Below are 11,900 nucleotides of genomic sequence, written 5' to 3'. Positions count from 1 at the left end.
CCCCCGGCCGTCCCCGCCGCCGGGCGCGACCTCCTTGGATCTGGGTGGTCCGCCGGCCGCGCCGCCCCGGCCGGCCGCGGCACCGTCCGGCAGCACCTCGCTGGATCTGGGCGCGGCGCCGCTGCGCCCAGCGCCCGGCGGCTCGGCGGCCGGGTCGACCTCGCTCGACCTGGGCGGCCCGGCCACCGCCCCGGCAGCCGGCACCGCGCCGCCGGTGAGTGCGCCGCCCGGCCTGCGCCGGCCGGACTCGACCTGGGTGGAGCCACGGATCACGGCCGGGGTGCCGACGACGCTGAGCCCGCGGCGGCCGACCGTCACCCTCACTCGCGTGCAGTCGGGCGTGGGCACGCTGACGTTCGAGGCGGTCGTCACCGCGGCGGCGGGCGACCTGCGGCTGGGGTGCGCCTACCAGCTCCGCTCGGGCCGTGCGTCCACCGTGCAGCACCAGGCCGGGCGCCGGTACGCGCCGCCCGGAGAGACCCGCCGCCCGATCATGGTCGCCACCCGGTCGGAGTACGAGCGCATCGCGGTGGACCTGCGCCAGGTTGACGATCTGGAACGGCTTGTCGTGTATGCGTTCTCCGGTGACGGGCAGCCGCTGCAGTGGGGCGGCACGCTGATCGCCACGACGTTCGGCGGCGACCGCATCGAGATGCCGATCGACCTCGCCCCGGCGCCGGCCGTCGCGGTCCTGGCGTCGGTGTACAACGTCGGCGGCGAGCTCGTCGTCCGGTCCGAGATGGACCTGATCGCCCCGACGATTCGCGACGCCTGCCGCGGGTACGGCTTCGACCGGATCAGCTGGGTGGACGACGCGACCCCGATCGACTGACCGGAGCCGACCAGTAGGGTGGCCGGTGGGGACGACACACGAACACCTTTCCGCGGCACATCTGAAGCGAGGAGCGACGTCGATGGGCGTGAGTTTGAGCAAGGGCGGGAACGTCAGCCTGACCAAGGCCGCGCCGAACCTGACGGCCATCGCCGTCGGCCTGGGCTGGGACGTGCGGTCCACCGCGGGCGACGATTTCGACCTGGACGCCAGCGCCCTCGCGCTGGGCGACAACCACAAGATCCTGTCCGACGAGTGGTTCGTCTTCTTCAACAACCTCAGGTCCCCGGACGGTTCGATCGAGCATCAGGGCGACAACCTCACCGGGGAGGGCGACGGCGACGACGAGGTCATCAATATCGACCTCAAGAGCGTTCCGCCCCAGGCGGTCTCGATCGTCATCACGGTGTCCATCTACGACGCCGAGAGCCGCCGGCAGTCGTTCGGCCAGGTCCGCAACGCCTACATCCGGGTGGTGAACCTGGCCAACGACGTCGAGCTGGCCCGTTACGACCTGACCGAGGACGCGTCGGTGGAGACGGCAATGGTCTTCGGCGAGGTGTACCGCCACAACGGCGAGTGGAAGTTCCGGGCGATCGGCCAGGGCTACGCCAGCGGGCTGGCCGGCATCGCCAAGGACTTCGGCGTCAACGTGGGCTGATCCGATGGCCCGCCAGTAGGGTCGTTCCCGGATGCGCCGGTGGGTCCGGCGCCGGGACCGATGGCACCGAAGGAGCTGGACGCATGGGCATCAGTCTGGTCAAGGGCGGGAACCTGTCGCTGACCAAGGCGGCACCGGGGCTGACCAAGGTTCTGGTCGGCCTGGGCTGGGACGCCCGCACCACCACCGGGGACAAGTTCGACCTGGATGCCAGCGCGCTCGGCTGCGCGGCGTCCGGCACCGTGGTCTCCAACGACTATTTCATCTTCTTCAACCAGACCCGCTCGCCGGAAGGGGCGATCGAGCACCTGGGGGACAACCGGACCGGTGAGGGCGCCGGCGACGACGAGGTCGTCGCGGTCGACCTGTCCAGCGCCCCGGCCCAGCTGGACAAGGTGGTCTTCCTGGCCTCGATCTATGACGCGGAGACCACCGGCATCACCTTCGGACAGGTGCGCAACGCCTACATCCGGGTGGTCAATGCCGCCGACAACAGTGAGCTGGCCCGGTACGACCTGTCCGAGGACGCCTCGATCGAGACCGCGATGGTCTTCGGCGAGCTGTACCGGAACGGGGCCGACTGGAAGTTCCGGGCGATCGGTCAGGGCTATTCCAGCGGGCTGGCCGGCATCGCGAAGGACTACGGCGTCAACCTCTGACGCCGGACGAGGGAAGGGACAGCAGCGACGTGGGTGTGAACCTGACCAAGGGACAGACGGTCAGCCTGGTCAAGGACAGCGGGGGGTCACTGTCGCAGGTGCGGATGGGCCTGGGCTGGGACGCGATCAAGAAGAAGGGCCTGTTCGGTGGCACGAAGGAGGTCTCGGTCGATCTCGACGCGTCCGCGATCCTGTTCGCCGCGGACAAGCGGGTTCTCGATGTCGTCTACTACGGCAACCTGCGGTCGGCCGACAACTCCCTGATCCACACCGGCGACAACCTCACCGGGGCCGGCGACGGCGACGACGAGTCGATCATAGTTGATCTGCCGCGGGTCTCGCCCCAGGTGGCGCACATCGTGTTCGTCGTCAGTTCGTACAGCGGGCAGAACTTCTCCCAGATCGAGAACGCCTTCGCCCGCGTCGTCGACTCGGCCGACCGCGACAAGGAACTGGTCCGCTACCAGCTCACCGGGTCCGGCACGCACACCGCCGTCGTCATGGCCCGGGTGTCCCGGCAGGGCGCCGGTTGGACGTTCACGGCGATCGGCACCCCCGGCAACGCCCGCACCGCCGACCAACTCGTTCCGCTGGCGGCGCAGTCGTTCTGACGCGCGTCGAGTGTGCAGAAAGTGCCCCCAACCCGCAGGTTTGGGGGCACTTTCTGCACACTGGGGCCGGCGGGGAGGGTGCCGGGCGGAACCTCTCGGGGCCGAGGTTCGTTAGCCGGAGGCGGTGCGGTCGGACCCGGGTCCGGTGCCGCGACAACCGCATCGGCGTCGACACCCAAGGGAGTTTCGCGATGGCGTTCTGGGATTCGCTCAAGGCCAGGACCAAGGAGATGAACAGCCAGCTGACCACCAAGGCCGGTCAGTTCAAGAACAAGGAGTTCGCCAACGGCAGCATGGCGATGTGCGCGCTGATCGCGGCGGCCGACGGGTCGATCGATCCGGCGGAGCAGGCCAAGACGGCCGGCTTCATCCGGACCAACTCGGTGCTCGCGGTCTTCCCGCCGGACGAGCTGCAGCAGAAGTTCGACTGGTACTGCAGCAAGCTGGCCGGCGACTTCGAGTTCGGCAAGATCGAGGCGATCGCCACCATCGGCAAGCTGCGGAACAAGCCGGATCAGGCGCGGGCCGTCATCCAGCTCGGCATCATCATCGGCGGGTCGGACGGCAACTTCGACCCGCAGGAGCGGGCCGCGGTGCGCGAGGCGTGCAACGCGGTCGGCATCGCGCCGACCGAGTTCGACGTCTGACCTCGCCGGCCGAGCAGACCGGCCGGGGCCGGGCGCTACTTGCGCCCGGCCTGCCAGTTCATCCCCCAGTTGTAGGCCCGGTCCAGGGCCATCTGGCCGCCCTGGATGTACCGAACCTCCCGCTGGAAGACCAGTTCGCCCGCGGACTCCACCAGCTGGGCGACCGCGCACATCCGGGCCCCCGGGTCCGGATCGTCCAGGCGCACCTCGAACGACTGGCCGGCGGCCGAGGTCAGGGTGACCATCCCGTCCACCGCCGCCCAGTTGGGGGCGCCCTCGTAGATCATCGCGAAGATCAACACCCGGCGGAACCGGCCCGGCGCGCCGAGATTGATCGACATGTTCTCGCCGCCGACGACCCCGCCGGTACGGTCGTCCCCGTCGAGCTGGATCCACGGCGGCGCGTTCAACGCCCCGAACGAATTGCCCAGGGCCTGGATGACGCCCTTGCGGCCGTCGCCCAACTCGTACAGGCAACCCAGGTCGAGGTCGACGCCGCCGGCCGGAGCCGCGGCGGCCGCCTTCAGCTTCGAGAAGAAGCCGCCACCGGGAGCGGCCGGCGGCGGCGCGCCGGTCGACCAGTTGAGGTTGACCCGCGCCGTGCCGCCGACCGCGCCGGACTTGGTCAGCGACACCTTCGGCGCGCCCTTGGTCAGGATCACCTTGCCGGTCCCGGACGGCGCCGCCGGGGCGGCCGGGGGCTGCTGTGGGCGCTTGGTGTAGTCGATGGCCATGGGACCGCGTCGTCCTTCCAGAGTGCTGTCGGTGTCGGTGTCGGTGTCGGTGTCGGTGCCGGTGCCGATGGGGCCGGGGAGGGCCCCGGTCGGGTCAGGCGTGGATGGTGCCCACTTCCTCGCCGCGCGCCCGGAGCCGCTTGTTGCGCCGGATGCTGCTCCACAGGGCGGCGCCGATGAACGCGACACCCAGCAGGCCGGTGATGAACTCGCTGATGTGCACGCCGATCGAGATGAACAGGATGATCGCCAGCGCGCCGATCGCCCAGTGCGCGCCGTGCTCCAGGTACACGTACTCCGACAGGGTGCCCTTGCGGACCAGGAACACGGTCAGCGACCGGACGAACATCGCGCCGATCAGGCCCAGGCCCAGCGCGATGATGATCGGGTCGGAGGTGATGGCGAACGCGCCGATGACGCCGTCGAAGGAGAACGACGCGTCCAGCACCTCCAGGTAGAGGAACAGGAAGAAGCCGGCCTTGCCGGTCGCCTTGACGAGCTTGCTGTTGCGACTGGCCGCCGCCGGCTCGTGGTCGACGTCGTGCTCGGCCTCCTCGTCCGGATGTTCGGCGTTCTCGAAGAACGTGCCGAGGCCGTTCACGGCGAGGTAGACCACCAGGCCGGTGAGCCCGGCGAACAGCACCGTCTCGGCGTCCTCGGCCAGCGTCTCGGAGGTGATCAGCAAGATCAGGCAGGCGACCAGGATGGCCATGGAGTCCAGCCGGCCGGCCTTGGCCAGGGGCCGCTCCAGCCAGGTCAGCCAGGTGTGCTCCTTCTCCTCGAACAGCCAGTTGAGGAACAGCATGAGCAGGAACATGCCACCGAACGCGGCGATGATCGGATGCGCGTCGGTCAGCAGCGTCTCGTAGCTGGGGGAGCCGTCGGGGAAGTACGCGGCGTCGTCGGCCGGCGGGTTCATCGCCAACTGGAACGCCTCGACCGGGTTCAGGCCGGCCGCGAAGTAGACGATGAGCAGCGGCAGGAGCAGGCGCATGCCGAAGACGGCGATGACGATGCCCACCGTCAGGAACATCTTCTGCCAGAAGTCGCTCATCCGTTCGAGGATGGTGGCGTTGATGACGGCGTTGTCGAACGACAGCGAGACCTCGAGCACGCCGAGGATCGCGCACAGCACGACGGCGGACCAGCTGCCGTAGATGAACGCCACCACGAGGGAGATTGCGGTGACGATGTACGACCACATGAAGATTTTGAGATGCACGAAGGCCTCTCCACGACGGACGGGCGCGGTGGGCGCGGTGGGCCGGGGTCACCCCGGAGCGCGACCGACCGCAGCCCGTCCTGCGCAACGAGCGTGGATCAGATGTTGACTCCGAAGTCGCGGGCGATGCCCGCCAGGCCAGAAGCGTAGCCCTGACCGATCGCGCGGAACTTCCATTCGGCCCCGTTGCGGTACAGCTCGCCGAAGACCATGGCGGTCTCGGTCGAGGCGTCCTCGGACAGGTCGTACCGGGCCAGCTCGTTGCCGTTGGCCTGGTCGACCACCCGGATGAAGGCGTTGCGCACCTGGCCGAAGGACTGCCCGCGGGTCTCGGCGTCGTAGATCGAGACCGGGAACACGATGGAATCGACGGTCGCGGGCACCGACGGCAGGTCGACGTTGATGACCTCGTCGTCGCCCTCGCCCTCGCCGGTCAGGTTGTCGCCCTGGTGCACGATGGACCCGTCGGGCGAGCTGGTGTTGTTGAAGAACACGAAGTAGTCGTCGGCCACGATCCGGTGGTTGGGGTCCAGTCCGAGCGCGCTGGCGTCCAGGTCGAAGTCGTCACCGGTCGTCGAGCGGACGTCCCAGCCGAGGCCGACGGACACCGCCTTCAGGCCGGGAGCGGCCTTCGTCAGCGAGACGTTGCCGCCCTTGGTCAGGCTCACACCCATGCTTGGTTCCCCTCTTCTGGCTGATCGGGCCGATCGGCTCGATCGTCTGTTCGTCGTCCGTTCACCCGCCGTGTCGGACGGGCCGGTTACCCTGCGCGCAGGCGCTCACGGCATCCGTTGAGCGAACTCCCGATGCGGGTACAGAGTTCCCGACCCGCAGCCGGCGCTCAACCCGACAGGCCGGGCACCACCCGACAGGAGGACGATGCGGCACTTCGACCAGCTGGCCGATGGCGTTCGCCAGGAGCTGTTCCACCACGCGCCCGCGGCGTTCGAGCGGGACAGCGAGCGGTCCGTGCTGGCCCATGCCCTGGGCGCGACCCTGTACGTGCCGGCGACGCGGGACGACCTGGCCAGCACGGTGCGCCGGCGGGCGGCCCACGGGGCCCGCTCGATGGTCATCGACCTGGAGGACGCCATCGCCGACCCGGCGGTGGAGGCGGCGGTGAGCTCCACCGGGGCGGTGCTGTCCGAACTGGGGCAGGACCCGCCGGACAGCCTGGTGTTCGTCCGGGTCCGCACGGCCGCGCAGATCCGCGAGCTGATGCTCGCGCTCGGACCCGGCCAGCGGATCGTGAGCGGTTTCGTGCTGCCGAAATTCTCCACCAAGACCGGCGAGGAGTACCTGCAGGCGGTCACCGAGATCGACGCCCGGTCGGCCCACCCGGTGTACGCGATGCCGGTGCTGGAGACCCGGGAGGTGCTCTATCGGGAGACCCGGGAGGCCGAACTGGTCGGCATCCGGGAGCTGCTCGACCGGTACCGGTCCCACGTGCTCACCGTGCGGATCGGCGCGACCGACCTGTGCGGACTGTTCGGGATCCGCCGGGACCGGGACCTGTCGATCTACGACGTCGGGGTGGCCGCCGACCTGATCACCCAGGTCGTCAACCAGCTGGGCCGGACCGACGGCACCGGGTTCGCCATCACCGGCCCGGTCTGGGAGTACTTCGCCAACCACGAGCGGATCCTGCGCCCGCAGCTGCGCCAGACCCCGTTCGTCGAGCGGCACGCCGACGAGCTGCGGCAGGCGCTGATGAGCCGCGACCTGGACGGGCTCATGCGCGAGATCATCCTGGACCGGGCCAACGGCCTCACCGGCAAGTCGGTCATCCACCCGTCGCACATCGCCCCCGTGCACGCCCTGGCCGTCGTGCCGCACGAGGAGTACCTGGATGCGCTGGACATCGTCGAGCCGGATTCCGCGCACGGCGGGGTCCGCGCGTCCGGGTACCGGAACAAGATGAACGAGATGCGACCCCACCGGAACTGGGCCGAGCGCACCCTGCTGCGGGCGCGGGTCTTCGGGGCGGCCGCCGCCGGCATCTCGCACATCGACATCCTCACCGCGGTGCAGCAGTCCGAGCTGCGGGCGGCCGGGTGACCGGGCCGTCAGCTGCGTCGGTGCCGTCGGGGCCGTCGGTGCCGGCGGTGCCGTCCTGGGCGGCCCGGCGGTACGGCATCGAGGTGACGGACGGCCCGGCCGGCCCCTGGTCGGTCGGCCTGAGCATGAACGACCTGACCCGCATCGCGCTGCGGCGCAACCCCAAGCGGGCCCAGTTGCTGGTGTCCACCGTGCTCGGCAAGCACCTCCCGGTCGACCCGCGGGTCGTCGCCGGCACCGGCCGGCTGCTCGGGGCGCTGGTCGCGGCCCGGATGGCCGGGGAGCCGGGACCACCCGCGGAGTGGGCCCCGGCCGCGGCGGCCGCCGTCCGCGGTGCCGATCCGGACCGGCTGACGGCCGCCCTGCCCGGGCCCGCCCCGGCGCCCGGCGTGGTGACCCTCGGGTTCGCCGAGACCGCGACCTCACTCGGGCACCTGGTCGCCGACCAGCTCGGTGCGCCCTACCTGCACTCCACCCGCCGCGCCGACGGGCCGGTGCCGGTGGCCGCGGGGTTCGTCGAGTCGCACTCGCACGCCACCGACCACCTGCTCCGGCCGGACGGGCGGCTGACCCTGGCCGGCGACGGACCGCTGGTGCTCGTCGACGACGAACTGTCCACCGGGCGGACCGCGCTCAACGTGATCGAGGCCCTGCACGCCCGGTACCCGCGTCCGGTGTACGTGCTGGCCGGGCTGGTCGACGTCCGCTCGCTCGCCTCCGACGGCGTCCGCGCCGAGCTGGCCGACCGCCTGGGCTGCCGCATCGACGTCGTCGCGCTGACCCGGGGGGCGGTGCGGGTGCCGGACGGCACCGCCGAGCGGGTCGCGCGTGACCTGGACGGGACGGCGCCCGGCGCCCCGGCCGGCGACGGTGGTACACCACCCGGAACGGTCCGGGCGGTGTCGCTGCCCTGGCCGGCGCGGCTGCCGCACGGCGGTCGGCACGGCTTCGTCGCCGCCGACCGGGTGGAGTTCGACGCGACCGTCAGGGCGGCCGCGGACGCGCTGGCCCGCCACTGCGGTGACGCCCGACGGGTGCTCGTCCTGGGCACCGAGGAGCTGATGTACCTGCCGCTGCGGCTGGCGCTGGCCCTGCGCACGGCCGGCCGGGCGACCGCGTTCCAATCGACGACCCGGTCCCCGGTGCACGCGATCGACGAACCTGGGTATCCGATCCGGCGGCGGATCGACTTCACCTCGGCGCCGGAACCGGGCAGCTCCGACCGGGTCGGGCGGCACGTGTACAACGCCGGCTGGCCGGACACCGCCGGCGGCGGTGAGGCCGACCTGATCGTCGTGGTCGACGACGGGCATGCCGTGGACGGGCCGGCCGGGGTCGCCGCGTCGGTGGCCCGGGCGACCCGGACGCCGGTCGTGCTGACCCGGTTGACGGCGGTCGCCGGATGACCGAGGCCTCGGCGCTGCCCGCGCCGCTGACCGGGCCGGCCTTCGGCAGCTACCGCACCGACGAGGTGGCCTGGCTGCTCACCGACCTGTCGGCGGTCGACCTGGAGGCCGACGCGGCGTCGCGGGAGGCGGCGATCCAGGCCGGCCGCGCGCACTACGCCGAATCGCTGCCGGTGGAGTACCAGCCCGACCCGGCCTACCAGGCCCTGTACGACACGATCCTGGCCGGGTCCGCGGCCCGGCTGGCCGAGGCGGTCGGCGCGGTGACCGAGCTAGTGCTGGCCGAGCGTGGACCGGAGGTGGTGCTGGCCTCGCTGGCCCGGGCCGGCACGCCCATCGGCATCCTGATGCGGCGATGGGCCCGGCGGTTCCACGATCGGGACCTGCCGCACTACGCGGTGTCCATCGTCCGGGCCCGGGGGATCGACGAGGTGGCGCTGCGCTGGCTGGCCGCCCACCACGACCCGGCGGGCGTGGTCTTCGTCGACGGCTGGACCGGCAAGGGGGCGATCGCCAAGGAGCTCACCGCGGCCCTGGACGGCGTCCGGGCGGCGGGCGGCCCCGCGTTCTCCGACGACCTGGCCGTGCTCGCCGATCCCGGGCACTGCGTCCGGACCTTCGGTACCCGCGACGACTTCCTCATCGCGTCGGCCTGCCTGAACTCGACGGTGTCGGGCCTGGTCTCCCGCACCGTGCTCAACCGGGAGCTGATCGGTCCCGGGGATTTCCACGGCGCGAAGTTCTACGCCGAGTTCGCCGACCGTGACGTGTCCCGCGGCTTCCTGGACGCGGTGTCCGCGCGGTTCGACGACGTCGTCGACCGGGTCCGGGCGCAGGCGCCCGCGCTGGCCGCTTCGGATCGGGCGGTCACCTTCGCCGGGTGGGCGGCGGTGGAGGAGATCCGCGTCCGTTACGGGATCGACTCGGTCAACTTCGTCAAGCCCGGCGTCGGCGAGGCGACCCGGGTCCTGCTGCGCCGGGTGCCATGGAAGATCCTGGTCCGCGAGCCGGACCATCCCGACCACGAGCACCTGCGGCTGCTGGCCGCCGACCGGGGGGTGCCGGTCGAGGTGGTGCCGGACCTGGCGTACTCCTGCGTCGGGCTGGTCCGCCGGGTCGGCGCCGAGACCGGGGAGGGCTGACCGGGATGACGACGGTGATCGCGTCCGACCTGGACCGCACGCTGATCTTCTCGGCCGCCGCGGCCGCCGCCGGTACTGCGGCCGCCGCCGACCTGGTGTGCGTGGAAATGCTGCAGGGCCGCCCGCAGTCGTTCATGACCGCGGCCGCCCATCGGCTGCTGGCCGGGCTTCGCGCCGCCGCCGTCGTCGTGCCGACGACGACCAGGACACCGGACCAGTTCGGCCGGGTGCGGTTGCCCGGGGGGCCGGCGCCGTTCGCGGTGGTCAGCAACGGCGGGCACATCCTGTGCGACGGCGTTCCCGACGCCGGCTGGCGGGCCGGGGTGCAGGAGCGGATCGCCGCCGCCGGCGCGACCCTGGAGCAGGTGGTCGGGCACATCGACGCCCGGACGGACGCCTCGTGGGTGCGCAGCCGCCGGATCGCGGACGACCTCTTCTGCTACCTGGTGGTCGAGCTCGGCGCCCTGCCCCGGCATTTCATGGCCGACCTGACCGCGTGGAGCGCCGAACGCGACTGGGTCGTGTCGATGCAGGGTCGCAAGATCTATGCCCTGCCCGCCGCGCTGACCAAGGAGGCGGCGGTCGCCGAGATCATGCGGCGGGTCGGCGCCACCCGGCTGCTGGCGGCCGGGGACGGTGCGCTGGACGCCGGGATGCTGGCGGCGGCCCACGACGGGATCCGGCCCGCGCACGGCGAACTGCACGAGAACGGGTGGACGGCGCCGCATGTGCGGGTCACCGCGGGGATCGGTGCGCTCGCCGGCGAGGAGATCGTCCGCTGGCTCGCTGCGCAGGTCAGCTGACGCAGAACTCGTTGTCCTCGGGGTCGGCCATGGTGACCCACCAGTGCGGTCCCTGCCGCCCGCGCCACAACTCCCGGGCCCCGGCCGCGGTCAGCCGCGCGACCTCCTTCTCCACGTTCTCCTCACCCACCCGGATGTCCAGATGGATCCGGTTCTTCACCGTCTTGGCCTCCGGCACGAGCTGGAAGAGCAGGCGCGGCGTTCCGCCGTCCGGGTTGGTGATGGCCTGGCCCTCGCGCCAGACCAGGACGCCACGGTGGGTGGTGGTGTCCGCCTCCGAGGCGTAGCCGGCGTCGATCATCTTCCGGATGAAGGCCTCGTCGCTGGGCTCGACCTGCCAGTGCAGGGCATCGGCCCACCAGTCGGCCAGGGCGTGCGGATCGGAGCTGTCGACGGCCACCTGAAATGTGTATGCCATGGGTCAGAGGTTACGAACCGGGTCCGACACCGGCTCGACCGTTCCCGCGGAGACGCGACCGACGTATCGGGAACGTCGACGATCGATCGTCCACGTTTCCGCGTCGGCGTGTGCGCGGTCGAGCAGTTCCAGGAACGCCCGGGCGGCCGGCGACGACGGCGCCGGCGAGCGATGAACGAGGCTGACCGGGTGCCGGGCGTCGGGGTCGGTCAGCGGCCGGACGGCCACGCCCCGGCCGGTCGTCGCCGACCGTGGCACCAGGGCCACCCCGAACCCGAGGTGGACGAACCGGACCACGTTGTCCGACGTGCTCAGCTCGAACGCGATCGGGCGCGTCACACCCGCCCGGGCGAAGGCGGCGTCGACCTGGTGCCGCAGTCCGGACTCGGGCCGCATCTCCACGAACTCCTCACCCGCCAGGTCGCCCGGCGTGACCGGATCGGCCGAGTCGGCCAGCCGGTGGCCGGGTGGGAACGCCGCGACCAGCGGCTCCACCGTCAGCACGCGGTGGGACAGGTCGGCCGGCAGCTGGTCGGGGAACAGGCCGAGCAGGGCCAGGTCCAGCTCGCCGCCACGGATGCGGCCGTCCATGTCGGCGCTGCCGGTGTGCTCGTCGGTGTCGTCGGCCGCGGGATGGCGTCGGTGGTTCGTGACGAGCGCGTCGGCGACGAGCGGTGCGGCCGCCGCCGTCCCGATCATGCCGTGCC

General features: G+C 71.7%; 13 protein-coding genes and 1 pseudogene. 9 read left to right on the top strand and 5 right to left on the bottom strand.

Annotation, left to right across the window (positions count from 1 at the left end):
• The 5 genes and pseudogenes from ACOJUF_RS13175 to ACOJUF_RS13155 form a co-directional block, all read left to right on the top strand.
• Positions 1–832: pseudogene (locus ACOJUF_RS13175) on the top strand (hypothetical protein); the annotation flags it as partial.
• Positions 833–914: 82 nt separating this feature from the next.
• A complete protein-coding gene (locus tag ACOJUF_RS13170; protein ID WP_420122294.1) occupies positions 915–1,493 on the top strand; it encodes a TerD family protein in 579 nt (192 codons plus the stop codon).
• Between the two features lie 83 nt (positions 1,494–1,576).
• Positions 1,577–2,152: a TerD family protein gene (locus tag ACOJUF_RS13165; RefSeq protein ID WP_420122293.1), complete on the top strand. Its 576-nt coding sequence runs from the start codon at positions 1,577–1,579 to the stop codon at positions 2,150–2,152.
• Between the two features lie 29 nt (positions 2,153–2,181).
• Positions 2,182–2,763, top strand: a complete 582-nt coding sequence (locus ACOJUF_RS13160; RefSeq protein ID WP_420122292.1) for a TerD family protein — start codon at positions 2,182–2,184, stop codon at positions 2,761–2,763.
• 191 nt (positions 2,764–2,954) lie between these two features.
• Positions 2,955–3,410 (top strand): tellurite resistance TerB family protein, encoded by a 456-nt coding sequence (locus ACOJUF_RS13155; protein WP_420122291.1) that lies wholly within the window; start codon positions 2,955–2,957, stop codon positions 3,408–3,410.
• Positions 3,411–3,445: 35 nt separating this feature from the next.
• Here ACOJUF_RS13155 and ACOJUF_RS13150 read toward each other — a convergent pair whose 3' ends face one another.
• The 3 genes from ACOJUF_RS13150 to ACOJUF_RS13140 form a co-directional block, all read right to left on the bottom strand.
• Positions 3,446–4,144, bottom strand: a complete 699-nt coding sequence (locus ACOJUF_RS13150; protein ID WP_420122290.1) for a TerD family protein — start codon at positions 4,142–4,144, stop codon at positions 3,446–3,448.
• Positions 4,145–4,238: 94 nt separating this feature from the next.
• Complete coding sequence (locus tag ACOJUF_RS13145) at positions 4,239–5,366, bottom strand: DUF475 domain-containing protein (protein ID WP_420122289.1); 1,128 nt, start codon at positions 5,364–5,366, stop codon at positions 4,239–4,241.
• Positions 5,367–5,464: 98 nt separating this feature from the next.
• Positions 5,465–6,040, bottom strand: a complete 576-nt coding sequence (locus ACOJUF_RS13140; RefSeq protein ID WP_395728205.1) for a TerD family protein — start codon at positions 6,038–6,040, stop codon at positions 5,465–5,467.
• Positions 6,041–6,245: 205 nt separating this feature from the next.
• Here ACOJUF_RS13140 and ACOJUF_RS13135 point away from each other — a divergent pair, with 205 nt between their 5' ends.
• Genes ACOJUF_RS13135 through ACOJUF_RS13120 form a run of 4 tightly spaced genes read left to right on the top strand, consistent with a single transcriptional unit; the run spans position 6,246 to position 10,775 of the window.
• Positions 6,246–7,424: an HpcH/HpaI aldolase/citrate lyase family protein gene (locus tag ACOJUF_RS13135; RefSeq protein WP_420122288.1), complete on the top strand. Its 1,179-nt coding sequence runs from the start codon at positions 6,246–6,248 to the stop codon at positions 7,422–7,424.
• A gap of 20 nt (positions 7,425–7,444) precedes the next feature.
• Positions 7,445–8,830: a phosphoribosyltransferase domain-containing protein gene (locus ACOJUF_RS13130; RefSeq protein ID WP_420122287.1), complete on the top strand. Its 1,386-nt coding sequence runs from the start codon at positions 7,445–7,447 to the stop codon at positions 8,828–8,830.
• A gap of 14 nt (positions 8,831–8,844) precedes the next feature.
• Positions 8,845–9,972 (top strand): cysteine protease StiP family protein, encoded by a 1,128-nt coding sequence (locus ACOJUF_RS13125; protein WP_420122295.1) that lies wholly within the window; start codon positions 8,845–8,847, stop codon positions 9,970–9,972.
• Positions 9,973–9,977: 5 nt separating this feature from the next.
• A complete protein-coding gene (locus ACOJUF_RS13120) occupies positions 9,978–10,775 on the top strand; it encodes an HAD family hydrolase (RefSeq protein ID WP_420122286.1) in 798 nt (265 codons plus the stop codon).
• Here the strand turns inward: ACOJUF_RS13120 and ACOJUF_RS13115 are convergent.
• Positions 10,768–11,193 (bottom strand): VOC family protein, encoded by a 426-nt coding sequence (locus ACOJUF_RS13115; protein WP_420122285.1) that lies wholly within the window; start codon positions 11,191–11,193, stop codon positions 10,768–10,770. The two genes, ACOJUF_RS13120 and ACOJUF_RS13115, sit on opposite strands and share 8 nt — an antisense overlap.
• Before the next feature lie 3 nt (positions 11,194–11,196).
• The coding region (locus ACOJUF_RS13110) for a LysR substrate-binding domain-containing protein (protein WP_420122284.1) at positions 11,197–11,900 on the bottom strand (704 nt) is incomplete at its 5' end.

The organism is Nakamurella sp. (assembly GCF_048594475.1).
Classification (GTDB): domain Bacteria; phylum Actinomycetota; class Actinomycetes; order Mycobacteriales; family Nakamurellaceae; genus Nakamurella.
The sequence above is the reverse complement of the archived record's forward strand: the minus strand, read 5'-3'. Positions and strand labels throughout refer to the sequence as shown.

Coding starts and splice junctions, on each gene's coding strand:
- ACOJUF_RS13170 (WP_420122294.1), top strand. CDS start 915: ATGGGCGTGAGTTTGAGCAAGGGCGGGAACGTCAGCCTGACCAAGGCC.
- ACOJUF_RS13165 (WP_420122293.1), top strand. CDS start 1,577: ATGGGCATCAGTCTGGTCAAGGGCGGGAACCTGTCGCTGACCAAGGCG.
- ACOJUF_RS13155 (WP_420122291.1), top strand. CDS start 2,955: ATGGCGTTCTGGGATTCGCTCAAGGCCAGGACCAAGGAGATGAACAGC.
- ACOJUF_RS13150 (WP_420122290.1), bottom strand. CDS start 4,144: ATGGCCATCGACTACACCAAGCGCCCACAGCAGCCCCCGGCCGCCCCG.
- ACOJUF_RS13140 (WP_395728205.1), bottom strand. CDS start 6,040: ATGGGTGTGAGCCTGACCAAGGGCGGCAACGTCTCGCTGACGAAGGCC.
- ACOJUF_RS13135 (WP_420122288.1), top strand. CDS start 6,246: ATGCGGCACTTCGACCAGCTGGCCGATGGCGTTCGCCAGGAGCTGTTC.
- ACOJUF_RS13120 (WP_420122286.1), top strand. CDS start 9,978: ATGACGACGGTGATCGCGTCCGACCTGGACCGCACGCTGATCTTCTCG.
- ACOJUF_RS13115 (WP_420122285.1), bottom strand. CDS start 11,193: ATGGCATACACATTTCAGGTGGCCGTCGACAGCTCCGATCCGCACGCC.